The organism is Pseudomonas sp. MF08817 (genome assembly GCF_059862705.1).
In genome coordinates, this window is record NZ_JCBCUY010000015.1 from 107,860 (window position 1) to 131,644 (window position 23,785).

The following is a 23,785-nucleotide window of genomic DNA, read 5'->3' on the forward strand; positions in this document are numbered from 1 at the left end:
GGGAAAGCTGTGGCAGTCGATCATCGCATGCTGGCGTAGTTGCCTCCCCACCACGTAATCCTTGAGCTGCGCCACCCGATGAGTGGCGAATGAGGACTTTATGAGCAAGACAAACGCTTCTTTGATGAAACGCCGCGAAGCCGCTGTACCGCGCGGTGTTGGCCAGATTCACCCGATCTTCGCCGACTCGGCGAAGAACGCCACCGTGACCGACGTCGAAGGTCGCGAGTTCATCGATTTCGCTGGCGGTATCGCGGTGCTGAACACCGGTCACCTGCACCCGAAAATCATCGCGGCGGTCACCGAGCAACTGAACAAACTGACCCACACCTGCTTCCAGGTGTTGGCGTACGAGCCCTACGTGGAGCTGTGCGAGAAGGTCAACGCCAAGGTGCCGGGTGATTTCGCGAAGAAAACCCTGCTGGTCACTACCGGTTCCGAAGCGGTGGAAAACGCCGTGAAGATCGCCCGTGCCGCCACTGGCCGCGCCGGCGTGATCGCCTTCACTGGCGCCTACCACGGCCGCACCATGATGACCCTGGGCCTGACCGGCAAAGTCGTGCCGTACTCGGCGGGCATGGGCCTGATGCCGGGCGGTATCTTCCGCGCGCTGTACCCCAACGAGCTGCACGGCGTGAGCGTCGACGACTCCATCGCCAGCATCGAACGCATCTTCAAGAACGACGCCGAGCCCCGTGACATCGCGGCCATCATCATCGAGCCAGTGCAGGGCGAGGGCGGCTTCTACGTCGCGCCGAAAGCGTTCATGCAGCGCCTGCGCGAGCTGTGCGACAAGCACGGCATCCTGTTGATCGCTGACGAAGTACAAACCGGCGCCGGTCGTACCGGCACCTTCTTCGCCATGGAACAGATGGGCGTTGCCGCCGACCTGACCACTTTCGCCAAATCCATCGCTGGTGGCTTCCCGCTGGCCGGTGTTTGCGGCAAGGCCGAGTACATGGACGCTATCGCCCCCGGTGGCCTGGGCGGCACCTACGCCGGTAGCCCGATCGCGTGTGCTGCGGCCCTGGCGGTGATGGAAGTCTTTGAAGAAGAGCACCTGCTCGACCGCTGCAAAGCCGTGGGCGAACGCTTGGTGAGTGGCCTCAAGGCGATCCAGGCGAAATACCCGGTGATCGGCGACGTACGCGCCCTGGGGGCGATGATCGCCGTTGAGCTGTTCGACGATGGCGACACCCACAAGCCCAACGCGGCGGCGGTGGCCGCAGTGGTCGCCAAGGCGCGTGAAAAGGGCCTGATCCTGCTGTCCTGCGGCACTTACGGCAACGTCCTGCGGGTGCTGGTGCCGCTGACCTCGCCGGACGAGCAACTGGACAAGGGCCTGGCGATCATCGAAGCGTGCTTCGCCGAGCTGTGAGTGTGAGTTGATCGACAAAAAACCCGCTTCGGCGGGTTTTTTTATGGCTTTGCGCGGTTATTCGGGCTTTGTGCTGTATCGAAAGGCCAGCATTGTCTAAAGTTCAGCCATTGTCTGGAGCGTGCTGATGACGGCTGTTGATGTACCCGCTGTACCCCGAGTGCTAATCGCGGACGCGGACCCCTGGTCGCGAGACTTGCTCAAGCAGGTCGTGCTGAACGTGCGTTGCGATGCGCGGCTGGATGTGTGCGGTGATGGCCAGCAAGCGCTGGCGCTGTTTAGCGAAAAGCCCTACGACCTGGTGATTGCCGATTGGGAGTTGCCCGGTGTCGATGGGTTGGGCCTGCTGCGCAGCATGCGTCAGCAGCGGCGCAACCCGGTGCTCCCGTTCATGTTGCTCAGCCACCGCAGCGACAGTGCCAGCGTGCGCCAAGCCTTGCCCCTGGCGCCCACCGCTTACCTGACCAAACCCCTGGACATGGAAGGCCTGACCCAGCGTTTGCGGGAGTTGCTGCTGGGCGCGGGCCCACCGGTGACCTGCGAGGTGCCGGCCCTGGCGCGGGGCATGAGCCTCAATGGCTTTCTGGAACGGCGCCGCGACGTGGCCGATGGCGCGCCGCTGCTGGCTGATGTGCAATTGGCGGTCAAGCGCAGCCTCAACCCCCAAGGCCTGGATCTGAAGGTGCTGGAACAGGAAATCCGCACCGACCCGCAGATCACCGCCGTGCTGATCGCCGCCGCCAACAGCGCGGCCCAGCATCACGGCAGCGCGGTGCAAACCCTGCCCCAGGCCTTGCAGCGCCTGGGCAGCGGGCAAAGCATGAACCTGATCCTGGGCCTGGCCCTCAAGCGCAGCGCGCGCCTGAGCGACCCGGCGCTGGCCGATTACGCCGAGCGTTACTGGCAACTGTCGCTGCACACCGCCGAATATGCACGCAGCCTGGCCCGCACCCTGGAACTGGACCAGGAGCGCTGCTATTGCGCGGGCATGCTGCATTGCCTGGGCGACCTGGCGCTGCTGCGCTGCCTGCAGGAGTGGTTGCAGGCGGGCGGCGAGTTGGACGACCAGCAAGAGGTAGGCGAGGCCCTGGCGCGCTTTGGTGCGGCCTACGGCTCGGCGCTGCGCACCCGCTGGCGCTTGCCCCTGGAACTGCGGGAGTTGATCGCGGCGATCTATCACCTGGGCGGCGGGGTTTACTCGCGCGAAGCCTTGGTGATGAACATGGCCGCCCAAATGGCGCGCCTGCGCACTGCGGACGGCATCGAAGCCCTGGCCGGCAGCAAAACCGCACGCCTGTTGCGGCTCGGCCTGCCGGAGCTGGCGCGCCTGCGTCGGGGCTGATGGCTTTGTAGCAAGCGGGCCTCAGCCCAGCGCAATGCGGTTGCCGCCCAGATGCTTGGCTTCGCGGCTGGCGTTTTGTGCGCGCAGGGCCAGGCTTTGCAGGCTCAGGTCGGTGCCGCCGAGGCTGGCCAGGCCCAGGCTGAGGGTAATGCTGAAGTGTTGGCGGTCGTGGTCGAAGCTCAGCCCGTGAATCGTCTGGTGCAGGCGTTCGGCGACTTGCGCGGCCATGTCGGGCGGGCAACCGTTGAGTACGGCGGCAAAGGTTTCGCCCTCGAGATGGCGGAACAGATCGCCATGGCGTAAGGCCAGACGCCCGCGTTCGGCGATGCGCCGCAGCACGCGCAGGCCCTGGCGCTGGCCGTAGCGGGCGTTGACGTGGGCCAGGTCGTCGATCTCCAGGCGTAAGAATGCCAGCGGGGCGCCCTGCAGGCGCGCTTTGTCGAAGGCCAGGGTGGCGCGCTCGAAGAAGTCCCGGGCGCGCTCGCCCGGCGGCAACAGGCCCGCGCCGGCCATCGGCAACGGCCCGCAAGCGCTGTGTAGGTTCTTATCGATCATCGGCACAATCTCAAAGGGCACGCCGTGCCAGCGGCGAATGGCTCTTTGAGATAAGGGAAAAGGCACGAAGTTCCGCAAGGCGCGCCCGCGAACAGGGCGCGCCGGGGTGCGGGGTCAGGCAGTGGCGGGGCGCAGCGAGTAGGTTTTCAACTGGTCGGCGAACTCACGCAGCGACTGAATACCGCTGGCCTCGGCCTCGTGGATCCACTCCTTGATCGCGGCGAGCATGTCGTGGCCGTTGCTGCTGGTCTTGGCCCAGATCTGCTGCAACGCCAGGCGTTTTTCGTAGATCACCTTCAGGGCCTGGCTGTGTTCGAGCATGGTCTGGATGCGCACGTGGTGGCGGTCGTCCAACAGGCTGGTTTCGCGCGAGAGCAAGCGCTTGGCACGGTGGAACTGGTGGCGCACCGAGTGGTCGACCCGCTCCAGCTCCTGCTTGACCAGGGGCGCGATCACCAATTTGCGGTACTGGGCCATGATCTGGAAGCGGTTGTTGAGGATCGCCATGGCGGTGTCCATGTCCAGGTGGCCCTTGCCTTCGACGCGGTGGGCAATGGGCGCTACGCGCTGCACCTTGGCCAGGCGCAGGAAGCTGAACACCTTGATCCAGGCCCAACCCAGGTCGAATTCCCACTTTTTGACCGACAACTTGGCCGAGTTGGGGTAGGTGTGGTGGTTGTTGTGCAGCTCCTCGCCGCCCACCAGGATGCCCCACGGCACCAGGTTGGTGGCGGCGTCGCGGCACTCGAAATTGCGGTAGCCCACGGCATGCCCCAGGCCATTGATGACGCCGGCGGCCCAGAACGGAATCCACATCATCTGGATCGCCCAGATGGTGATGCCGATGGTGCCGAACAGCAGCAGGTCGATGATGCCCATGAAGGCCACGCCCAGCAGCGGGAAGCGGGTGTAGAGGTTGCGCTCGATCCAGTCGTCCGGGCAGTTCTTGCCGTAGATGCGCAGCGTCTCGGGGTTTTCTGCCTCGGCGCGGTACAGCTCGGCGCCTTTGCGCAGCACCGTGGACAGGCCCTTGATGACCGGGCTGTGGGGATCGTCCACCGTCTCGCACTTGGCGTGGTGCTTGCGGTGGATGGCGGTCCACTCGCGGGTGTTCTGCGCCGTGGTCAGCCACAGCCAGAAACGGAAGAAATGCTTGAGGCCCGCGTTGAGTTCCAGGGAGCGGTGGGCCGAGTAGCGGTGCAGATAAACCGTGACGCCGATGATGGTCACGTGGGTCATCAACAGGGTGACTGCCACCAGTTGCCACGGCGACAAGTCAAGAAAACCGTTGTACCACATAGGCTGTTTGGCCCTCGATTAAGTAAAGAGACTGCCGACGCATTATCACCATGCCCGCAGATAAAACCAGCCGAGGCGACAGATAACAGTGGCGTAATGATTCTTTCCCCTATAATCCCCAACTTTTCGTAGGGACTCTTGGCTGCCTTATGTCGGTTTCTTCTCGCGACGCCTTACGCGCAGCGCTGCTCTACTTCCTGTTATCGCTGCTCTGGCTGTCGATTACTGGTTATTTATTGAGCAATCACTTGGATGAATCTGCCGACGTGGCGCGTTGGCAGCTCGTCAATGGTGGGCTGTGGACGTTATTCAGTGCCGTGCTGATTTTTGCCGCCCGCAGCGGCTGGCTCAGTTTCCTCGGCATCGACGCCGCCGTGCGCCACCGCAAGGCCGACCGCGAACGCCTGCGCCAGGCCGCTGCCGTGTTCGATTGCACCCGCGAAGGGGTGTTGGTCAGTGACACCAAAGGCCAGATCGTGCACGTTAACCGCGCTTTTGCCGAAATAACCGGTTACCAAAAAGATGAGGTGTTGGGCCGCCAACCCAGCCTGTTCAAGTCCGGTCATCATTCCAAGGCGTTCTACGAGGAGATGTTCGCCACGCTGCAAAGCCATGACGAATGGAGCGGTGAGATCTGGAACCGGCGCAAAGGCGGCGAAATTTACCCGCAATGGCAGACGATCAGGGCCGTTCGCGACGAAAAGGGCCGAGTCTGCCACTACGTCGCGGTGTTTTCCGACATCAGCGCCATCAAGGATTCGGAGCACGAACTGGCCCACTTGGCCCACCACGACCCGCTCACCGGCCTGCCCAACCGTTTGCTGTTCACCGACCGCGCCGCCCAGGCGCTGGCGTCGGCGCAGATCCACAAGCGCGGGTGCGCCTTGCTGATGATCGACCTGGACCACTTCAAGATCATCAACGACAGCCTCGGCCACAACGTCGGCGACCAGTTGCTCAAGGCTGTGGCCGAGCGCCTGCAAGGCATGTTCGGCCCCGGCATCACCCTGGCGCGGCTGGGCGGCGATGAATTTGCGGTGCTCGCCGAGAGCTGCCCGCAACTGATGCAGGCCGCGGCGCTGGCGCAACGGGTGATCGATGGCCTCAAGGAACCGTTCCAACTGGGCGGGCATGCGCTGTTCGTCAACGCCAGCATCGGCATCAGCCTGTTCCCCAGCGACGCCCTGAGCGCCGAGCAACTGCTGCGCAACGCCGACTCGGCGCTGTTCAAGGCCAAGAGCGCCGGGCGCGAGGGTTACGCGCTGTACACCGAAGAACTGACCGCCCACGCCCAGCACCGGGTGGAAATCGCCAGCCAGCTACGCCGCGCCCTCGAACAAGGGGAATTGCGGGTTTACTACCAACCCGTACACGACCTGCGCAGCCGACGCCTGGTGGGGGTGGAAGCGCTGGTGCGCTGGCAGCACCCGGAGCGGGGCCTGGTGGCACCGGCCGAATTCATTCCGATTGCCGAACGCACCGGGTTGATCGCCGAGATCGACGCCTGGGTGCTGCACCAGGCGTGCGCACAGATGTGTGAGTGGCTCAAGGCCGGGGTGGACCTGTCGTTTGTCGCGGTGAATGTCTCCAGCCGTCTGTTCGCCCGCCGAGAGCTGTTCCAACAGGTTGCCCAAGTGCTGCACGACACTGGCCTGGACCCGGCTTTCCTGGAACTGGAAGTGACCGAGAGTGCGGTGATGGAAGACCCGGAAGTGGCCCTGGAGCAAATGCACCGCTTGCGCGAACTGGGCTTACGCCTGGCCATCGACGATTTCGGTACGGGCTATTCGTCGCTGCTGCGCCTCAAGCGTTTGCCGGTGCAGAAGCTCAAGATCGACCAGGGCTTTGTCGCCGGGCTGCCCTGGGACGAGGACGACGCGGCCATCGTGCGGGTGATAATCGCCCTCGCGCAAAGCATGGGCATGCAGGTCCACGCCGAAGGGGTCGAGCAGGTGGAACAGGCGGCATTCCTGCTCGACCACGACTGCGACCTGGGCCAGGGCTACTGGTTCGGCAAACCCGTGCCCGCGCCGATGCTGGACTGGGCCAACCGACCGCAGATCCCCTGACCGCCCTCTATGGCAGAGAGCCTGCCCTGAGGGAGCGGGCTCGCCCGTACCCAGGCCCTAACGCGCGCTGAAAATGTTGGCCTTCACCGATGCAACACGTACTGCCCGCTAAACCGCACGGCGTCTTCGTCGCTGTCGCTGTTGACCACGCGGGTGTGCAGGGTCAGGCGGGCGCGGCCGTGGCGCCGGTACATGGCCAGGAACTTGCGCCACTGCGCCTCATCCGGCGCTGCGCACAAGGCGATGGCATCGGTGGTGACGGGCAGCGGATAGCTGATCTGCCCTTCCTGAATGACGATGTGCCCCTCGTCGATGCCTTCTTCGCGCAGGCGCAAATGCAGCCAGCCCCAGCCCGCCAGCACGGCGGCGCAGTACAGGCTGCCGCCGAACATGGTGCTCTTGTGGTTGACGTTGGCCGCCAGCGGCAGTTGCAGGCGCAGTTGCGCCGATTGCCAATCGAGCACCTTGAGGCCCATTTCCCGGGTCAGGGGGATGTCGTGGTGCAGCATCGATTCCAGGTGTTGGCGCTCGCGGCTCATTGGCGGGGTCTCGTGGGGTGGGTCAGTCCGGGTCATCGGCGTTGTTGTGGCTGTTGGCGTCGGCGAAGTTGAGGCCGTGTTTGCGCAGTTTGTCGTGCAGGGTCTTGCGCGCGATGCCCAGGGCTTCGGCGAGGCTGCGTACGGAGTTGTGCGGGCGGGTCAGTTCGGCGGCGATCAGGTTTTTCTCGAAGGCTTCGACCTGCTCGCTCAGGCCGCCACCCAAGTGGTTGCCCAGGGCCGCGGTGGCGGCGTCGGGTTCCTGGTTGTCGAGGGCCAGTTCCAGGCCCAGGGCGAAGCGTTCGGCGACGTTTTGCAGTTCGCGCACATTGCCCGGCCAGGTGTGGCGCAGCAGCAGCGCCCGCTGCCCCGGTTGCAGGGTTTGCAGGGCCAAGCCGTGGCGGGCGCTGGCTTCGTCGGCGAAATGCTGGAACAGCGCCAGCACATCCTCGCCCCGCTCGCGCAGCGGCGCGATGCGCAGCGGCGCGACGTTGAGGCGGTAATACAGGTCGGCGCGAAACCGCCCCTGGTCGGCTGCTTGGCGCAGGTCTTCCTTGGTGGCGGCGATGATGCGGATGTCCAGCTTGATCTGTTGGTTGCCGCCCAGGCGTTCGACCACCCGTTCTTGCAGCAGGCGCAGCAGCTTGACCTGCACGTCCAGGCTCATGCTTTCGATTTCATCGAGAAACAGCGTGCCGCCGTTGGCGAACTCGAACTTGCCGATGCGGCGTTTTTGCGCGCCGGTGAAGGCGCCGGGTTCGTGGCCGAACAGTTCGCTTTCCACCACCGATTCGGCCAGGGCGCCGGCGTTGATCGCCACGAACGGCCCGTTGCGCCGCGCCGACAAGTCGTGCAGGGCGCGGGCGACCACTTCCTTGCCGGCACCGGTCTCACCGAGGATCAACACGTCGGCGTGGGTCGGTGCGAGGGCGCCGATCTGCTCGCGCAGGCGCAGCATCGGCGCCGATTGGCCGACCAGGCGCGCGCTCAGCTCGTTGCGCTCGCTCAGGGCCAGGCGCAGGCTGCGGTTGTCCAGCACCAGGCGGCGCAGGTCCAGGGCGCGGCGCACGCTGTCGAGCAGGGCGTCGCTGGCGAAGGGTTTTTCGAGGAAATCGTAGGCGCCGGCGCGCATGGCTTGCACCGCCAGCGGCACGTCGCCGTGGCCGGTAATCAGCAGCACCGGCAGCTCCGGGTCCTGGCCGTGCAACTGGGCCAGCAGCTCCAGGCCATCCATGCCCGGCATGCGGATGTCGCTGACCACCACCCCCGGCCAGTCGCGCTCCAGGCGCGCGGCCACGCCTTGGGCCTCGGCCAGGGCCTGGACCTTGAGGCCGGCGAGGTCGAGGGTTTGGCTCAGGGCCTGGAGCAAGTGGGGATCGTCATCGATCAGTAGCACCTGGGTTCGGTGGTCGATGGGGGCGCTCATGAACTTCGGTCCTCGGGAGGTTGCAGGCTCACGCCCGGTGCGCCGGCACGCAGGCGCAGGGTCAGGAGGGCGCCGCCTTCGCGGTGGTTGGCGAACGACAGTTCACCGCCAAAGGCGCGCATCAGGGTGTCACAGATCGCCAGCCCCAGCCCCAGCCCCTGGGTGCGGGTCTTGGTGGTGTAGAAGGGTTCGCTGGCCCGGCCCAGGGCTTCCATGCAAAAGCCCGGGCCGTTGTCGCGGATGGACAGGGTAACGCCCTCGTCCGTGGCCTGGGCACTGAGCCAGAGTTTGCGCGGCGGGCCTTTTTCGGTGAGGGCGTCGAGGGCGTTGGCCAGCAGGTTGCCCAGCACTTGGCGCAAGCGGGTTTCGCCGGCCTCGACCCACAGGGTGGCGGCCGGCAGGTCGCGGATCAGTTCCACTTCCATGGCGCGCCGGCGTTTGGCCAGCAGGGCCAGGGCATCGTCCAGGGCCGGTTGTAGGGCCACGCTTTCCGGGGCATGGCGGTCGCGGCGGGCGAAGGCGCGCAGGTGGGCGATGATCGAGGCCATGCGCCCGGTCAGTTCGTTGATGAGCTTGAGGTTGCCGCGGGCGTCGTCCAGGCGTTGGTGGTCGAGGAGGATTTCGGCGTTTTCCGCGTAGCTGCGGATCGCCGCCAGGGGCTGGTTGAGCTCGTGGCTGATGCTCGCCGACATGGTGCCCAGGGCCGAGAGCTTGCCGGCCTGCACCAGGTCATCCTGGGCACGCACCAGTTCTTGCTGGGCCGTTTCCCGTTCCAGCACTTCTTCTTTGAGGCGCCGGTTCAGCCCTTCGAGGTCGCTGGTGCGCTCGGCCACGCGCATTTCCAGGGTGCGCCGCGCCTTGGCTTCGAAGGCGATGCGGTCCAGGTAATGGCGGCGGCGCTGCATCATCAGCCCCAGTAACAGCATCAACACCAGCAGGGCTGCGCCGCCGATCACCAGCACGGTGCGCACCGGGCGGTCGATCAGGGTGCGCGGGGCGAGGATGCTCACGCTCCAACCGGTTTCGTCGATTTGCTGGACCTGGGTCAGCCACGCGGCGGGGTTGAGGTTCAGCGGCTGCGGGTCGCGGGTGGGGTAGGGCTGCACGGCGGCGATCGATTCGCGCTCGGCTGCGGTCAGGGGGCGGGTTGCGCGAAAGCGCCATTGCGGGCGCGAGGTGAGGATGACCACGCCATTGTGGTCGGTCACCAGCAGTTGCTCGGGGGTGTTGCCCCACAGGCGTTCGGTGTGGTCCAGGTCGACCTTGACCACCAACACGCCCACCACTTGCTCGGCATCGTGCACGGCGGCGGCGAAGAAGTAGCCGCGCTTGCCGGAGGTGGTGCCCAGGCCGAAAAACCGCCCCAGGCGCCCGGCCATGGCTTCGCTGAAATACGGGCGGAAGGCGAAATTGCGGCCGACGAAGCTGTCGCTTTTGTCCCAGTTGGACGCCGCCAGGGTGTTGCCCGTGGTGTCCATCAGGTACATGACTTCGGCGCCGCTCTGCACCGCGATGTTTTTCAGCAACTGGTTGGCGTTGTCCTGGGTCAGGCGATGGTGCGGCGCGGCGATTACCGCCCGCAGCGCCGGCAGGTCACCCAGGGTTTGGGGCATCACCTCGTAGCGGTGCAGGGTGCCCAGCAGGTTGGCGACGTAGAGATCCAGGGTCTGGCGGTTCTGCCCCGCCAGTTCGCTGCGGTAGTAGCGCTCGGCCAAGTGCTCCAGCGGCCACAGCAGCGGCGCCAGGCACAGGGCCAGCAGTGCCAGGCTGCGCCAGCGTGGGCGGCGGGGAAGGGTGGGAGTCATGGCGTTCTGATTGCTGTCGGGGCGAGGGGGCATTATGCCCAGTGCTGCCCTGCAAGGCACTCGTGCAGTGCGCTGTGCCAATCGGGCTGGCTGACGCCCCACTGCTGCTGTAGGCGCGAGCAGTCCAGGCGCGAGTTGAGCGGGCGGGTGGCGGGGGTTGGGTAGTCGCGTGTCGGGATCGGCTCCAGGCTGGCACAGGGCCGGCCCATGGCTTGCAGGTGTGCGGCGATGGCCTGGGCGAAGCCGAACCATGAAGTCTCACCGCCCGCGCTCAAGTGGTACACGCCCCACGGCCCGGCGCGGCCGGCCTGCCAGCGTTCGATCAACTGCGCCGTGCTGCGGGCGATGGTAGCGGCCCAGGTAGGCGCGCCGATCTGGTCGGCAACGATGCGCAGGTGAGGTTTTTCTTGCAGCAGGCGTTGCATCGTCAGCAGGAAATTACGCCCATGGGTGGAGTACACCCAACTGATGCGCAAAATCAGGTGCTGGCCCGCCACGGCGCTGATGGCCTGCTCGCCCGCCCGTTTGCTGCGCCCGTATGCGCTCAAGGGGTTGGGCGCATCGGCCTCGGTGTACGGCGCGTTTTTGCTGCCGTCGAACACGTAGTCGGTGGAGTAGTGGATCAACGGAATGCCCAATTCCTGTGCCTGCTCGGCGAAAACCTGGGGCGCCGTGGCGTTGATGGCGAAGGCCAGGTCCGGCTCGCTTTCGGCCTGATCCACGGCGGTGTGGGCGGCGGCGTTGATTATCAGGTGCGGGCGGATGCTCTGTACCTGGTGGCGGATCTGCGCGGGGTCAGCGAGGTCGAGTTGCTCGCGCCCCAGCACCACCAACTCGCCCAAGCCCTTGAGGTGGGTTTGCAGCTCGCGGGAGACCTGGCCGTGCTGGCCGCTGATAAGGATCTTCATGGGAACAGGTCCGCGTCGCGCAGCCACTGGCCGGCCTGATCCTTGGCCGACAATTGCGGCGCCTCGTCCAGTTGCCAGTCGATGGCCAGTGTGGGGTCGTCCCAGCGTAGGCAGCGCTCCGCTTGGGGGTTGTAGTAATCGGTGGTCTTGTAGAGGAACTCGGCCACTTCGCTGAGCACCACAAAGCCATGGGCGAAGCCTTCGGGTACCCACAATTGGCGGTGGTTCTGTGCCGACAACCGCACCGCCACCCACTGGCCGAAATGCGCCGAGCTGCGGCGGATGTCCACCGCCACGTCGAGCACTTCGCCGGCGGTGACGCGCACCAATTTGCCTTGGGTGTCTTGCAACTGATAGTGCAGGCCGCGCAGCACCCCTTGGCGCGAACGGGAATGGTTGTCCTGGACGAAATTCAGCTCCAGGCCCGTGGCCTGGGCAAACGCCCGGGCATTGAAACTTTCGTAGAAAAAACCGCGCTCGTCGCCGAACACGGTCGGCTCGATCACCAGCACGCCGGGCAGTTGGGTAGGGATGACATTCATGCTCAGGCTCCGGCGATCAGGTCTTTGAAGTCACTGTTGCCCAGGCGCTGGCCTTGATAGCTGCCGTCCTGCACATGTTGGCACCACGCAAGGTTGGCCAAGTACCACTGCACGGTTTTGCGCAGGCCACTGGCGAAGGTTTCTTCGGGCACCCAGCCCAGTTCGCGTTCGATCTTGCTGGCGTCGATGGCGTAGCGCTGGTCGTGGCCGGGGCGGTCGGTGACGAAGGTGATGAGATCGGCGAACTGCGCCACACCGGCCGGTTTTTGCGGCGCCAGTTCTTCCAGCAACTGGCAGATGCCGCGCACCACGTCGATGTTCTTCTGCTCGTTGTGGCCGCCGATGTTGTAGGTCTGCCCGACCTCACCTGCGCTGACCACTTTGAGCAGGGCCCGGGCGTGGTCGTCGACGAACAGCCAGTCGCGCACTTGCTGGCCGTTGCCGTACACCGGCAGCGGCTTGCCGACCAGGGCGTTGAGGATCACCAGCGGGATGAGTTTTTCCGGGAAGTGGAACGGCCCGTAGTTGTTCGAGCAATTGGTCAGCAGCACCGGCAGGCCATAGGTGCGATGCCAGGCGCGCACCAGGTGATCGGACGCCGCTTTGCTGGCCGAGTAGGGTGAGCTGGGGGCGTAGGGCGTGGTTTCGGTGAACAGGTCATCCACGCCATGGAGGTCGCCGTAGACTTCGTCGGTGGAGATGTGGTGAAAGCGAAACGCCCGTTTGTCTGCCTCGGCCAGCGTCTGCCAGTAGGCGCGGGTGGCTTCGAGCAAGGCGTAGGTGCCGACAATGTTGGTCTGGATGAACGCTGCCGGGCCATCGATGGAACGGTCGACATGGGACTCGGCGGCCAGGTGCATGATGGCCTGGGGCTGGAACCGCGCCAGTACGGTGCTGACGGTGGCCTGGTCGGCGATGTCGGCTTGGACGAACTCGTAACGGGTGTTGGTGGCGATGCTGGCCAGGGATTCGAGGTTGCCGGCGTAGGTCAGTTTGTCCAGGTTGAGCACCTCATGATCGGTGTGCTCGATCAGGTGGCGGATCAGGGCCGAGCCAATGAACCCGGCGCCGCCGGTGATGAGAATGCGCATGTCGTGGACCTTCTTTCTGGAGCAGGCGTGGAGCAAAAAGGAGCATAGCCTGTCGCCCCTTGGCGGGCGGCGCAAGGCTGGCGGGAGAATTCGGATAAATCGCAGCCGCGTGTAGGACGACGGCAGGGGCTTGCGTAACCGCCAGCGCAGTGGCGAGATAGGCGCCTGATTCTCAACCCAGGGGTTTTGCTATGTCGCTCGCCACCATGATTCACCGTGCCAGCCTGCCCGGCCCGCAAGTCAGCGCGGCCCAGGCACTGGAATTGCTCCAGGTGCATTACGGTTTGAGCGGCACCTTGCAGGCGCTGGGCAGCCAGCAGGATTTGAACTATCGCCTGGACAGCGACCAGGGCCGCTACGTGCTGAAAATCTGCCGGGGCGACTACGCCGCCACCGAACTCGCCGCCCAGCACGCGGCGCTCCAGCACCTGGCCGGGCAGGCCGGGCTGCCGGTGCCGCGGGTGCTCGCCGCGCGCAACGGCGCAGACCTGCTGACCCTGGAAGTGGCCGGCGCGCCGGTGCATGTGCGCGTGCTGGAGTACATCGACGGCCGCTCCCTGACCCACCTCAAGCACCTGGGCCCGGAGCTGGTGGCTGGCCTGGGGTGCCTGTGCGGCGAGATGGACCGGGCCTTGGCGACCTTCCAGCACCCAGGCCTGGAGCGCGCCCTGCAATGGGACCCGCAACACGCCCAGGCGTTGATCGCCCATTTGCTGCCGGTGCTGGGCGACGCTGACCAACAGCAGCAGGTGGCCGCCGCCGCGCAGCAGGCCGAGCAACGTTTGCAGCCGCTGCGGGCGAGCCTGCCGGTGCAGGCGATTCACCTGGACATCACCGACGACAACGTGGTCTGGCAGCGCGATCCCCAGCGCCAATGGCAGTTGCAAGGCGTGATCGATTTTGGCGACCTGGTCCGCACCTGGCGCATCGCCGACCTCTCGGTGACCTGCGCGGCGTTGCTGCACCATGCCGAGGGCGACCCCTTCTATATCCTCCCGGCGATCCGCGCCTATCACCGCGTCAACCCCTTGCTGCCCCAGGAGTTGCAGGCGTTGTGGCCGCTGATCGTGGCCCGCGCGGCGGTGCTGGTGCTCAGCGGCGAGCAGCAAGTGAGCATCGACCCCGGCAACCAGTACAGCCGCGACAACCTGAGCCATGAATGGGAGATTTTCCGCGTGGCCACCTCGGTGCCGCTGGCCCTGATGGAAGCGGCGATTCTCAGCGCCGTCGGCGAGGTGTCCGCACCCGTGGCCAGCGAGGGCTTTGCGCCGCTGCTGCCAGGGCTGGTGGGGCGTGAGTTCGTGTTGCTCGACCTGGGCGTGCTCAGCCCCCATTTCGAAGCGGGCAACTGGGAGCAGGCCGGCATCGATGAGCGTTTGCTGGCCGAAGCGGCGGCCGTGCATGGCCTGGCGGCCAGCCGTTATGGCCAGTACCGCCTCTCGCGCACGCGCATCGACAGCGCGGTGGAACCCGAGACTTGCCCGCTGCACGTGCAGCTCCACGTGCCCTTGGGCACGGCGGTGCAGGCGCCGTTCGACGGCACGTTGCGCAGCCTGGGCGAGGGCGCCGTGCAACTCGATGGCGCGGCGTCGAGCCTGCGTTTATGGGGCGTGGTGCCGTTGCCAGAAGCCGCCACGGCGCTGCGCAAGGGCCAGGCGCTGGGCACGGCCAATGGCTTGTTGCAGGTGCAAGTGTGCCGCAGCGCCGAACTCGACCCGCCGCTCTTTTGCTCACCCACCCGCGCCCCGGCGTGGCAAGCCTTGTGCCCGTCCCCGGCGGCGCTGCTGGGGCTGGCCTGCGATGCCGCGCCAGAAACCGACCCGCAGGCCCTGCTGGCGCGCCGCGAGGCCAGTTTCGCCCGCTCGCAAAAACACTATTACGCCGACCCGCCGCGTATCGAACGCGGCTGGCGCAACCACCTGATCGACATGCAGGGCCGCTCCTACCTGGACATGCTCAACAACGTCGCGGTGCTCGGCCACGGCCACCCGCGCATGGCCCAGGAGGCGAGCCGCCAGTGGTCGCTGCTCAACACCAACTCGCGGTTTCACTACGCGGCCATTGCCGAGTTCTCCGAACGCTTGCTGGCACTGGCGCCGGCCTCCATGGACCGGGTGTTTCTCGTCAACAGCGGCACCGAAGCCAACGACCTGGCGATTCGCCTGGCCTGGGCCTACAGCGGCGGGCGCGACATGCTCAGCGTGCTGGAGGCGTACCACGGCTGGTCGGTGGCCACCGATGCGATTTCCACCTCCATCGCCGACAACCCACAAGCCCTGAGCACCCGCCCCGACTGGGTGCACCCGGTCACCGCGCCCAACACTTACCGTGGGCCGTTCCGCGGCCCCGACAGTGCGCCGGCCTACGTGCGCAGCGTGGAGCAGACCCTGGCCAACCTGGCGCGGCAGCAACGCCAAGTCGCCGGGTTTATCTGCGAGCCGGTGTACGGCAACGCGGGCGGGATCTCCCTGCCGCCAGGCTATTTGCAGCAGGTGTACGCCAAGGTGCGCGCCCAGGGCGGCGTGTGCATCGCCGACGAAGTGCAGGTCGGCTACGGGCGCATGGGCAAGTTCTTCTGGGGCTTTGAAGAGCAGGGCGTGGTGCCCGATATCATCACCATGGCCAAGGGCATGGGCAACGGCCAGCCCCTGGGCGCGGTGATTACCCGCCGGGAAATCGCCGAAGCGCTGGAGGCCGAGGGTTACTTCTTCTCGTCTTCGGGCGGCAGTCCGGTCAGTTGCCGCATCGGCATGGCGGTGCTGGACGTGATGGCCGAAGAGAAACTCTGGGAAAACGCCCAAGTGGTGGGCGAGCACTTCAAGGCGCGCCTGCAAGCCCTGACCGAGCACCATCCGCTGGTGGGCGCGGTGCACGGTTCGGGGTTCTACCTGGGCGTGGAGTTGATCCGCGACCGCGCCACCCTGGAGCCGGCCAGCGAAGAAACCGCGGCCCTGTGCGAGCGCCTGCGGGAATTGGGGATCTTCATGCAGCCCACCGGCGATTACCTGAACATCCTCAAGATCAAGCCGCCGATGGTCACCACCCGCCAGAGTGTGGATTTCTTCGTCGATATGCTGTCCAAGGTGCTGGATGAGGGGTTGTAGAGGTCTACCGTGATGATTTTCAGCGTATGAAGTCAGATTGTTATCGGCAATAAATGCAGCTTTTTAGATGGGTGGATAATTTCAGACTTCAATAGCCGATTTTTATCGGCTATAAAGGCCTCCATATCTACCCGCGTTCCCCCGCTCTGTCATCGGCCCCCGTTATCCTGGGCGGCCGACCACCCCCCCAGGAGATGATTCATGAGCCGTATCGTTACCGTCGCCGCCACCCAGATGGCCTGTTCCTGGGACCTCGAAGCCAATATCGAGACCGCCGAGAAACTGGTGCGCGAAGCCGCCGCCAAGGGCGCGCAGATCATCCTGATCCAGGAGTTGTTCGAGAGCCCGTACTTCTGCCAGAAGCCCAACCCCGATTACCTGCAACTGGCCACCCACGTTGACGACAACGTGGCCATCAAGCACTTCCAGAAAATCGCCAAGGAACTGCAAGTGGTGCTGCCCATCAGCTTCTTCGAGCTGGCTGGGCGGGCGCGTTTCAACAGCATCGCCATCATCGACGCCGACGGCAGCAACCTGGGCATCTACCGCAAGAGCCACATCCCGGACGGCCCTGGTTACCACGAAAAGTATTACTTCAACCCCGGCGACACCGGGTTCAAAGTATGGAACACCCGCTACGCGAAAATCGGCGTGGGCATCTGCTGGGACCAGTGGTTCCCCGAGTGCGCCCGCAGCATGGCGCTGCAAGGCGCGGAAATCCTGTTCTACCCCACCGCCATCGGCAGCGAGCCGCATGACAAGACCATCTCCTCGCGCGACCACTGGCAGCGCGTGCAGCAGGGCCATGCCGGTGCCAACCTGATGCCGCTGATCGCCAGCAACCGCATCGGCAACGAAGAGCAGGACGGCTACGACATCACCTTCTACGGCTCCTCGTTCATCGCCAATCAGTTCGGCGAGAAGGTCCAGGAACTCAACGAAACCGAAGAAGGCGTGCTGGTGCACAGCTTCGACCTCGATGAGCTGGAACACATCCGCAGCGCTTGGGGCTCGTTCCGCGACCGCCGGCCGAACCTGTACGGCGCCCTCAAGACCCTCGACGGTTCTTTGGAGTCCTGATCGCCATGACCACTTTGCACAGCACCCCGCGCGCTGACGGCTTCTACATGCCGGCCGAGTGGGCGCCGCAGACCCAGGCCTGGATGATCTGGCCCGAGCGCCCGGACAACTGGCGCCTGGGCGGCAAGCCCGCGCAGGCCGCCCACGTTGCGGTGGCCAAGGCCATCGCGCGCTTCGAGCCGGTGACGGTAGCGGTGTCGGCGGCGCAATACGAAAACGCCCGGGCGCGCCTGGACGTGCCCAATATCCGCGTGGTCGAGATGTCCAGCGACGACGCTTGGGTGCGTGACACCGGGCCGACCTTCGTCATCAACAACGACGGCCAGGTGCGCGGCGTGCACTGGGACTTCAATGCCTGGGGCGGGTTTGACGGCGGCCTGTATGCGCCGTGGAACCGCGATTGCCAGGTGGGCAGCAAGATCCTCGAAATCGAACGGGCCGCGCGCTACCGCACCGAGGGTTTTGTGCTGGAGGGCGGCTCGATCCACGTCGATGGCGAAGGCACCCTGATTACCACCGAGGAATGCCTGCTCAACCGCAATCGCAATGCGCACCTGAGCCGCGAAGAGATCGAAGCGGTGCTTGGCGCTCATCTGGCTGTGGATAAAGTCATCTGGCTGCCCGATGGCCTGTTCAACGACGAAACCGACGGCCATGTGGATAACTTCTGCTGCTACGTGCGCCCCGGCGAAGTGCTGCTGGCCTGGACGGACGACCCGCAAAACCCCAACTACCCGCGCTGCCAGGCCGCGCTGAAGGTGCTGGAAACCACCACCGACGCCAAGGGCCGCACCTTGGTGGTGCACAAGATGCCGATTCCGGGGCCGCTGTACGCGACCGCAGAAGAGTGTGCCGGGGTGGACGCAGTGGAAGGCAGCCAGGAGCGCAACCCGTCGGTGCGCCTGGCCGGGTCCTACGTCAACTTCCTGATCGTCAACGGCGGCATCATTGCGCCGAGTTTCGACGACCCGTTGGACGAGCCGGCGCGCGAGATTCTCCAGGCGCTGTTCCCCCAGCACGAAGTGGTCATGGTGCCGGGGCGCGAGTTGTTACTGGGTGGCGGCAATATTCACTGCCTTACCCAACAACAGCCTGCGCCGCACAAAGAGTGAGTGAGGTTGTAACAGCCGGTGTCGCCGCCAAGGCGCCGCCGGTGCCCGGCCAACCCCGGTAGAAGTAGCCAAACCCGCAGCCGGCCTGAGCTGCGGGTTTTTTTATGTCGATCGTCAGACAATCCCCTGCCTTGGCACAGCTCTTGTATCTGCCTTTAGCGTTAATCCAGGCTGCGACGTTCTGTCATATAGCTTGGATAAGTTGGCCGCTCACAAACCAGGAGAGTGCGTTGAAATGGACGCCAAATTGAATATGGTCTGCGAGCGAACACTGCATCCCCTGGCAATAAATCGCGAATCGCTCCAGGTTCTGGCGCGATGGTTGAAGTCCAATGGAGCGCGCCGGGTTGCCTACAGCGACTCGCGCCGGACGATGATCGAGCGTTACCCGGTTGGGTTGTTCAGCGAAGCTGAAATCCAGGCGCTGTGGGATGTGATGCAAGGATAGACATCAACGGATTGGTACAAGCGCTGCCCGGATGGCAGCGCTTTTTTTTGTTCAGGATTTGCCATTTACCATCCCCGCAGATCCCTCCCTGTGGGTTTTGAGCGCCACCCACTGCGGTGGGAGCGGGCTTGCCCGCGATGAGGCCCGCCTATTCACTGGCCAGGCTGGCGCCATCGCGGGCAAGGCCCGCTCCCACAGGTTTGCCTGGGGTTTTGGGGTTTAGAAGCTATAGGTTCCCGTCACCACCAGGCTGCGCGGTGCGCCGGGTTGGATTTGCGCGGCGCTGGTGGCCGAGGCGTAGTAGGTGCGGTCGGTGATGTTGTTCAGCGCCGCGCGCAGGTCCCAGTCTTTCTGGCGCAAGCCCACCAACGCATCCCAACGGCCGTAGCCGGGTAGTACGGTGGTGTTGGCGTTGTCGGCGAAGCGGTCGCCTTCCAGGGTCAGGCCGGTTTCGGCGTACCAGCCCATGTGTGGTTTCCAGGTCAGGAACAGGCTGCCATTGCGCTTGGCCACGTTGTTGATGCGTTTGCCTTCCTGGCCGTTGTTGTCCTTGACGATGGTGGCGTCTTGCACACCGATGCCGCCACGTAAGTACCAGTTGCCGGTGATGTTGCCCGCGGCCGTCAGCTCGATGCCGCGTGAGCGCTGCATACCGCTGAGCACGGTTTTGGTGGGGTCGTCCGGGTCGGTGGTGCGGCGGTTGTAGAGTTCCAGTTCATACACCGCCAGGGTGGTGCTCAGGCGTTCGTCGAGCCAGTCGCTCTTGACTCCGATTTCTTTCTGCTTGGTCAGCTCCGGGCTCAGGTCGTTGGTATTGCCGGCCGCGCCCGGGGTCATGCCGATCAGGCCGCCGCCCACCGGAGAGAAGGTCTTGGTCCAGGAGGCGTAGAAAGAGTGGTCCTGCAACGGCGTCCAGACCACGCCCAGCCGTGGGCTGGTGCTGTGGCTGTCGCGGTCCTCGGTGAGGCGGGTGAGGTTGTTGGTGGACTCGATATCGAAGGTGTCGTAGCGCAGGCCGGCCAGCAGTTGCCATTGATCGTTGAGGCGCAGTTGGTCTTGCACATACACCGCGCGGCTTTCGACTTCGGTATGGCTGCTGCTGAACAGTGTCATGGCGCCGCGATGCACCAGGCTGCGATCGGGGTTGTACAGGTCCAGGCCCGGTACCGGCAGCACATTGGCGCCTTTGGTGGCGGCGTTGTACAGGGTCGGGTCGCGGCGTTGGCTGCCCAGTTCCAGGCCGGTGAGCAGGCGATGCTCCAGGCCGAAGGTGTCGAAGCCACCCTCCAGCTCCAGGTTGTTGTAGACGTTGCGGGTGGTGAGGTCCTGCTGCCAGTGCTGGCGGGTGACCTTGCCGGTTTTTTTGTCGTAGCCGGTCTGGTAGGTGTTATCGAAGTCGCTGTTGAGCTTGAACACGCCCAGGGTGTGGCGCAGTTGCCAGTTGTCGGCCAACTCGTAGCTGAGCTTGGAGCGCAGGGACTGGGATTTGTCGTCGATAAAATCGTGTTCGCCGCCGTAGGTGGTGTCGCGGCCCACGTCCGCCGGGCGCCCGTTGATGCCGGGGATGCCACGGTCGGGGGTGCGGTTGTAACGGCTGTGTTCGTACTGCACCAGCCAATTCAGCTCAGGGGTCAATTGCCAGCTCATGGACGGGGCGAACAACTGGCGGTTGCCGTCCACGCCATCGCGAAAGCTGTTCTGGTCCTCGTTGCCCATGTTCAGGCGCAGGCTGAGGTTGTCGCTGGGGTCGGTGCTCAGGTCGGCGTAGAGGCTGCGCAGGTCTTCGCTACCGCCCTGTGCTTCAAGGGTGGAGCGGCGGCCGAACTGCGGCAGTTTGCTCACCCGGTTGATGATCCCGCCCTGGCTGCCACGGCCATAGAGCACCGCCGCCGGGCCCTTGAGCACGTCTACCCGCTCGATGTTGTGCAGATCGCGCTTGTACTGGCTGTCGTCGCGGATACCGTCCAGGTAGAAGTCGTTGCTGGCGTCGAAACCGCGGATGCGCAGGCTGTCGAAGCGGGTGTCGGCGCCGCTGCTGATATTGGGTTGGCCGCTCAACGCCTTGCCCAAATCGTTGTTGCCGTAGTCCATGACATTGGCGGTTTTCACCGAATCAATCGCTTGCGGCACGTAGCGCACAGGCGTGGCGGTGCGGGTCGCGGTGCTGGTTTGCTTGACGCGTGGGTCGTCGTCCGGCGTATCGGCTTGGGCACTGATGGCGGTGGCGGGCAATACGGTGGTGGCGGCACTGGCAAAACCGGCGCACAGCAAAGTGCAAAGCCCAAGGGAAACGGGCGAAAAGCGGAAAGGGGCAGGCATCGGAAAACGCATCCAAATATGTGAAAAACAGAAGAGGGTGCGAATGATAATGCGTGATATTTACTCTGGTTAATTATTATTGATTGGCTGTGCAATTTAGATGTTTCGTTATGTTTCTGCGGTCTTTGATGCACAGGGCAAGGGCTTTCAGCCATTTTTACCAGGGGCGTAACAGACAAAAACCCGACACGGTATTTTTCTAAAACGATGGCAGGGCTAGGCTGCTGCTGCGGTTGCAACCCGCGGCCTTTAGCCGCGCGCTGGCGTGCGTCAGCCGTGCTGCACTGGCCGACCCTGTAAAAGAAAGCCGCGCCTTATTGGCCTGGCTTTGCGGGCAGGGTTTCTCGACCTTGGCGCTGGAACAGGACGGCCATTTCCAGCTGATCGATATTGGCCCCTGGTTGGGTAAACCCGCAGCGTTCGCGGCTTGGCAGCGCAAGTCCTGGGGCCGCATCGACACCCCGTTTTCAGCGCCCGCGCAGGTGTGCGAAGACGCGGGCTGTGGCGACGCAGCAGCGCAGGCTTGAGTATTCGACCCGGCTAGGTGTAGGTCACGTCTGGCAGCCTTATAAGAAATCGGCCTATTGACAGAAGATTCATGAAATTGACACGTCGTTGAGGGCGCGGATAGGATTCGCCTCAACGCCTGTGGCTATAAGCCATATATCAAAATAATAAGAGGTCCGCCGCGTTGGTTCGTGGGGCGGGCTTTTTTATTTAGGGCCGGGAAAAAGAGCGTTCAAACGCCTCCCTGTCTGCCGTCACAGCGCGTATCAACCCGAAATAAGGAAAATAATATGTTGAATAAGCGGATCGGTCTGATCGCACTGGGGATTTTGAGCGCAACAGCCACTCAGGCAATGGCTAACGAACAAGCCCAGGCTAAGGGCTTCGTTGAAGACAGCAGCCTGAACGTGCTGCTGCGTAACGCCTACATCAATCGCGACAAGAAAGACGGCAACCGTGACCAGCGTGAATGGGGCCAAGGCTTCATCGGCACGTTCAAGTCCGGCTTCACCCAAGGCACCGTCGGCGTGGGCGTTGACGCCTTCGGCCTGTACGGCGTGCGCCTGGACAAAGGCAGCCACAGCGGTGGCGGCGGTATCGACTTCTTCAAATTGGGCGACAGCGGCAACCCGGCCGGCGACCTGGCCAAGGCCGGCGCGGCAGTGAAGTTCCGCCTGTCCAGCACCACCCTGACCTACGGCGACCAAATGCCGGCCCTGCCGGTGCTGAACTACGACAACGGTCGCCTGTTGCCAGAGAGCTACACCGGTACCCTGATTACTTCCAAAGAAATCGAAGGCCTGGAACTGAACGCCGGCCGCTTCACCGCCGAATCGCGTAAAAGCGCCGAAGGCCACGACAGCGGCGGCCTGAAGTCGATCAACGTATTGGGCGGTAGCTACCAGTTCACCGAACAGTTCAAGGGCGCGCTGTACGCTTCCGACGTCGAAGACGTGCTGAAGAAGCAGTACATCAACCTCAACTACGTGTTCCCGCTGGCCACTGACCAGTCCCTGACTCTGGACTTCAACGGCTATCGCAGCAAGTTGGACAGCTCCTACGTCAAAGACAACGGCCTGACCGGCGACGACAACAAAATCTGGAGCCTGGCGGCCACCTACGCCCTCGGCGCTCACTCCTTCACCCTGGCGCACCAGCGCAGCACCGGCGACGCCAACACCGGCTACCCGTACGGCGGCTACCAGAACACAGGTCGCGTCGGTGACGGTGGCAACACCATCTACCTGGCTAACTCCTACTGGTCTGACTTCAACGCCGAAGACGAGCGCAGCTGGCAGTTGGGCTACGGTCTGGACTTCACCACCTTCGGTGTGCCGGGCCTGAGCTACAACTTCGCCTACGTGCGTGGCGACAACATCACCACCTCCACCAGCACCGGTGGTACCGAGCGCGAAATCTTCAACCAGTTCAAGTACGTGGTCCAAAGCGGCCCGGCCAAAGACCTGAGCGTAAGGCTGCGTAGCTCCATCCTGCGGGTGTCGCAAAAATCGGCTGAATACAACGACAGCGGTAACGAGCTGCGTGTGTTCGTCGACTACCCGATCAACGTGTTCTGATGAACGCGTGTGTGACGCTGACCTGAGGGCTGGCTGAACGAAAAAACCCCGACTGGTTCGGGGTTTTTTTATGTGTGATGGTCGTGCAATGGCCAGTCGACTGTGTGTGGTCTACGCTTGCGAAATGCCATTAATGAGCCCTGATCTCGCCGTTTATATGGATAGGAGGCGCTAGCGCCATCGGCGGCAGAGAAGGGCGGCATATGCACAAAGACCATAGGTTTCATGCGTTGGACAGTTTTCGCGGGCTTTGCGCATTGGCGGTGGTGGTCTACCACTTGCGCATCTACGACAGCTTTACCGAGTTGGCTTTCTTTCGGCATTCCTACGCCTTGGTGGCGTTCTTTTTCGTGTTAAGCGGGTTTGTCCTGACCCATGTTTATGGTTCAAGGATGGCGTTCAATTTCAGGCACTTTTTCATCTCCCGAACCTTTCGCCTGTTTCCGCTGCATATCTTCATGCTGGGGATATTTATTGTTTTGGAGTTTGGCAAGGTCCTCGCCTATGACCAGGGCATCTCGTTCAATCACGAACCTTTTAGTGGTAAGTCTGCACCTGCGTGCGTATTTCGGCCTATCGTGACCGCCCGTTTCGGTACATCGTGACCGACCATTTCGCTAACGCGTGACCGCTCATTTCGCTAACAACGTGACCGATTTTCCGCCTGTTCCGAAACAGCCGGTCACG

The 23,785-nt window shown here is 64.1% G+C and carries 19 protein-coding genes; 10 read left to right on the top strand and 9 right to left on the bottom strand.

All coding sequences use genetic code 11. The features are described 5' to 3' along the window. Positions 1-100 precede the first annotated feature (100 nt). Together gabT and AC19YR_RS11705 are read left to right on the top strand one after the other, a co-directional pair. Positions 101-1,378, top strand: coding sequence for a 4-aminobutyrate--2-oxoglutarate transaminase (gene gabT, locus AC19YR_RS11700; RefSeq protein ID WP_500598531.1), 1,278 nt, complete (start codon positions 101-103; stop codon positions 1,376-1,378). Between the two features lie 127 nt (positions 1,379-1,505). Further along, entirely contained in the window at positions 1,506-2,720 is a 1,215-nt protein-coding gene (locus tag AC19YR_RS11705; RefSeq protein WP_500598532.1) for an HDOD domain-containing protein, read from the top strand. Between the two features lie 21 nt (positions 2,721-2,741). On the opposite strand, the gene AC19YR_RS11710 is transcribed toward AC19YR_RS11705, so the two are convergent. Then, on the bottom strand, positions 2,742-3,296 hold the full coding sequence (locus AC19YR_RS11710) for a GGDEF domain-containing protein (protein WP_500598533.1): 555 nt from the start codon (positions 3,294-3,296) through the stop codon (positions 2,742-2,744). Between the two features lie 93 nt (positions 3,297-3,389). Further along, positions 3,390-4,574, bottom strand: a complete 1,185-nt coding sequence (gene desA / locus AC19YR_RS11715; RefSeq protein WP_095108777.1) for a delta-9 fatty acid desaturase DesA — start codon at positions 4,572-4,574, stop codon at positions 3,390-3,392. 149 nt (positions 4,575-4,723) lie between these two features. On the opposite strand from desA, the gene dibA reads away from it, so the two are divergent. After that, entirely contained in the window at positions 4,724-6,643 is a 1,920-nt protein-coding gene (gene dibA / locus AC19YR_RS11720) for a phosphodiesterase DibA (RefSeq protein WP_095108778.1), read from the top strand. 83 nt (positions 6,644-6,726) lie between these two features. Here the strand turns inward: dibA and AC19YR_RS11725 are convergent, their stop codons facing one another. Genes AC19YR_RS11725 through rfbB form a run of 6 tightly spaced genes read right to left on the bottom strand, consistent with a single transcriptional unit; the run spans position 6,727 to position 12,951 of the window. After that, positions 6,727-7,182 carry a YiiD C-terminal domain-containing protein gene (locus tag AC19YR_RS11725; protein ID WP_095108779.1) on the bottom strand — a complete coding sequence of 152 codons (456 nt, stop codon included), beginning with the start codon at positions 7,180-7,182 and terminating at the stop codon, positions 6,727-6,729. 22 nt (positions 7,183-7,204) lie between these two features. Continuing rightward, positions 7,205-8,605 (bottom strand): sigma-54-dependent transcriptional regulator, encoded by a 1,401-nt coding sequence (locus AC19YR_RS11730; RefSeq protein ID WP_500598535.1) that lies wholly within the window; start codon positions 8,603-8,605, stop codon positions 7,205-7,207. Next, a complete protein-coding gene (locus tag AC19YR_RS11735) occupies positions 8,602-10,410 on the bottom strand; it encodes a sensor histidine kinase (protein ID WP_095108781.1) in 1,809 nt (602 codons plus the stop codon). Before AC19YR_RS11735 ends, AC19YR_RS11730 begins: the two co-directional genes overlap by 4 nt. Before the next feature lie 32 nt (positions 10,411-10,442). Continuing rightward, positions 10,443-11,318 (bottom strand): dTDP-4-dehydrorhamnose reductase, encoded by an 876-nt coding sequence (gene rfbD, locus AC19YR_RS11740; protein WP_500598537.1) that lies wholly within the window; start codon positions 11,316-11,318, stop codon positions 10,443-10,445. Next, on the bottom strand, positions 11,315-11,860 hold the full coding sequence (gene rfbC / locus AC19YR_RS11745; protein ID WP_500598538.1) for a dTDP-4-dehydrorhamnose 3,5-epimerase: 546 nt from the start codon (positions 11,858-11,860) through the stop codon (positions 11,315-11,317). The genes rfbD and rfbC overlap by 4 nt, the downstream gene beginning before the upstream one ends. Before the next feature lie 2 nt (positions 11,861-11,862). Next, positions 11,863-12,951 (bottom strand): dTDP-glucose 4,6-dehydratase, encoded by a 1,089-nt coding sequence (gene rfbB / locus AC19YR_RS11750; protein ID WP_500598539.1) that lies wholly within the window; start codon positions 12,949-12,951, stop codon positions 11,863-11,865. A 191-nt stretch (positions 12,952-13,142) separates the two neighbouring features. Between rfbB and AC19YR_RS11755 the strand changes: the two genes are divergently transcribed. From AC19YR_RS11755 to AC19YR_RS11770, 4 genes are all read left to right on the top strand, one after another. Continuing rightward, positions 13,143-16,055: an aminotransferase gene (locus AC19YR_RS11755; protein WP_500598541.1), complete on the top strand. Its 2,913-nt coding sequence runs from the start codon at positions 13,143-13,145 to the stop codon at positions 16,053-16,055. Positions 16,056-16,256: 201 nt separating this feature from the next. Further along, entirely contained in the window at positions 16,257-17,135 is an 879-nt protein-coding gene (aguB, locus tag AC19YR_RS11760; RefSeq protein WP_095108786.1) for an N-carbamoylputrescine amidase, read from the top strand. 5 nt (positions 17,136-17,140) lie between these two features. Next, entirely contained in the window at positions 17,141-18,247 is a 1,107-nt protein-coding gene (gene aguA / locus AC19YR_RS11765; protein WP_095108787.1) for an agmatine deiminase, read from the top strand. A 235-nt stretch (positions 18,248-18,482) separates the two neighbouring features. Beyond that, complete coding sequence (locus AC19YR_RS11770; RefSeq protein WP_095108788.1) at positions 18,483-18,695, top strand: hypothetical protein; 213 nt, start codon at positions 18,483-18,485, stop codon at positions 18,693-18,695. A 219-nt stretch (positions 18,696-18,914) separates the two neighbouring features. Here the strand turns inward: AC19YR_RS11770 and AC19YR_RS11775 are convergent, their stop codons facing one another. After that, positions 18,915-21,014, bottom strand: coding sequence for a TonB-dependent receptor (locus tag AC19YR_RS11775; RefSeq protein ID WP_500598543.1), 2,100 nt, complete (start codon positions 21,012-21,014; stop codon positions 18,915-18,917). 350 nt (positions 21,015-21,364) lie between these two features. Between AC19YR_RS11775 and AC19YR_RS11780 the strand changes: the two genes are divergently transcribed. From AC19YR_RS11780 to AC19YR_RS11790, 3 genes are all read left to right on the top strand, one after another. Then, complete coding sequence (locus AC19YR_RS11780) at positions 21,365-21,541, top strand: hypothetical protein (RefSeq protein WP_500598545.1); 177 nt, start codon at positions 21,365-21,367, stop codon at positions 21,539-21,541. A gap of 270 nt (positions 21,542-21,811) precedes the next feature. Further along, positions 21,812-23,098, top strand: coding sequence for an OprD family porin (locus AC19YR_RS11785; protein ID WP_095108792.1), 1,287 nt, complete (start codon positions 21,812-21,814; stop codon positions 23,096-23,098). 203 nt (positions 23,099-23,301) lie between these two features. Further along, the gene (locus AC19YR_RS11790; RefSeq protein ID WP_500598547.1) at positions 23,302-23,703 is read left to right on the top strand and encodes an acyltransferase family protein; all 402 of its coding nucleotides are present in this window, start codon (positions 23,302-23,304) and stop codon (positions 23,701-23,703) included. Positions 23,704-23,785 lie beyond the last annotated feature (82 nt).

What these genes read in the sequence shown, in the direction of transcription:
- gabT (WP_500598531.1), top strand. Translation starts at nt 101, where the DNA reads ATGAGCAAGACAAACGCTTCTTTGATGAAACGCCGCGAAGCCGCTGTA.
- AC19YR_RS11705 (WP_500598532.1), top strand. Translation starts at nt 1,506, where the DNA reads ATGACGGCTGTTGATGTACCCGCTGTACCCCGAGTGCTAATCGCGGAC.
- desA (WP_095108777.1), bottom strand. Translation starts at nt 4,574, where the DNA reads ATGTGGTACAACGGTTTTCTTGACTTGTCGCCGTGGCAACTGGTGGCA.
- dibA (WP_095108778.1), top strand. Translation starts at nt 4,724, where the DNA reads ATGTCGGTTTCTTCTCGCGACGCCTTACGCGCAGCGCTGCTCTACTTC.
- AC19YR_RS11725 (WP_095108779.1), bottom strand. Translation starts at nt 7,182, where the DNA reads ATGAGCCGCGAGCGCCAACACCTGGAATCGATGCTGCACCACGACATC.
- AC19YR_RS11730 (WP_500598535.1), bottom strand. Translation starts at nt 8,605, where the DNA reads ATGAGCGCCCCCATCGACCACCGAACCCAGGTGCTACTGATCGATGAC.
- AC19YR_RS11735 (WP_095108781.1), bottom strand. Translation starts at nt 10,410, where the DNA reads ATGACTCCCACCCTTCCCCGCCGCCCACGCTGGCGCAGCCTGGCACTG.
- rfbD (WP_500598537.1), bottom strand. Translation starts at nt 11,318, where the DNA reads ATGAAGATCCTTATCAGCGGCCAGCACGGCCAGGTCTCCCGCGAGCTG.
- rfbC (WP_500598538.1), bottom strand. Translation starts at nt 11,860, where the DNA reads ATGAATGTCATCCCTACCCAACTGCCCGGCGTGCTGGTGATCGAGCCG.
- rfbB (WP_500598539.1), bottom strand. Translation starts at nt 12,951, where the DNA reads ATGCGCATTCTCATCACCGGCGGCGCCGGGTTCATTGGCTCGGCCCTG.
- AC19YR_RS11755 (WP_500598541.1), top strand. Translation starts at nt 13,143, where the DNA reads ATGTCGCTCGCCACCATGATTCACCGTGCCAGCCTGCCCGGCCCGCAA.
- aguB (WP_095108786.1), top strand. Translation starts at nt 16,257, where the DNA reads ATGAGCCGTATCGTTACCGTCGCCGCCACCCAGATGGCCTGTTCCTGG.
- aguA (WP_095108787.1), top strand. Translation starts at nt 17,141, where the DNA reads ATGACCACTTTGCACAGCACCCCGCGCGCTGACGGCTTCTACATGCCG.
- AC19YR_RS11770 (WP_095108788.1), top strand. Translation starts at nt 18,483, where the DNA reads ATGGACGCCAAATTGAATATGGTCTGCGAGCGAACACTGCATCCCCTG.
- AC19YR_RS11775 (WP_500598543.1), bottom strand. Translation starts at nt 21,014, where the DNA reads ATGCCTGCCCCTTTCCGCTTTTCGCCCGTTTCCCTTGGGCTTTGCACT.
- AC19YR_RS11785 (WP_095108792.1), top strand. Translation starts at nt 21,812, where the DNA reads ATGTTGAATAAGCGGATCGGTCTGATCGCACTGGGGATTTTGAGCGCA.
- AC19YR_RS11790 (WP_500598547.1), top strand. Translation starts at nt 23,302, where the DNA reads ATGCACAAAGACCATAGGTTTCATGCGTTGGACAGTTTTCGCGGGCTT.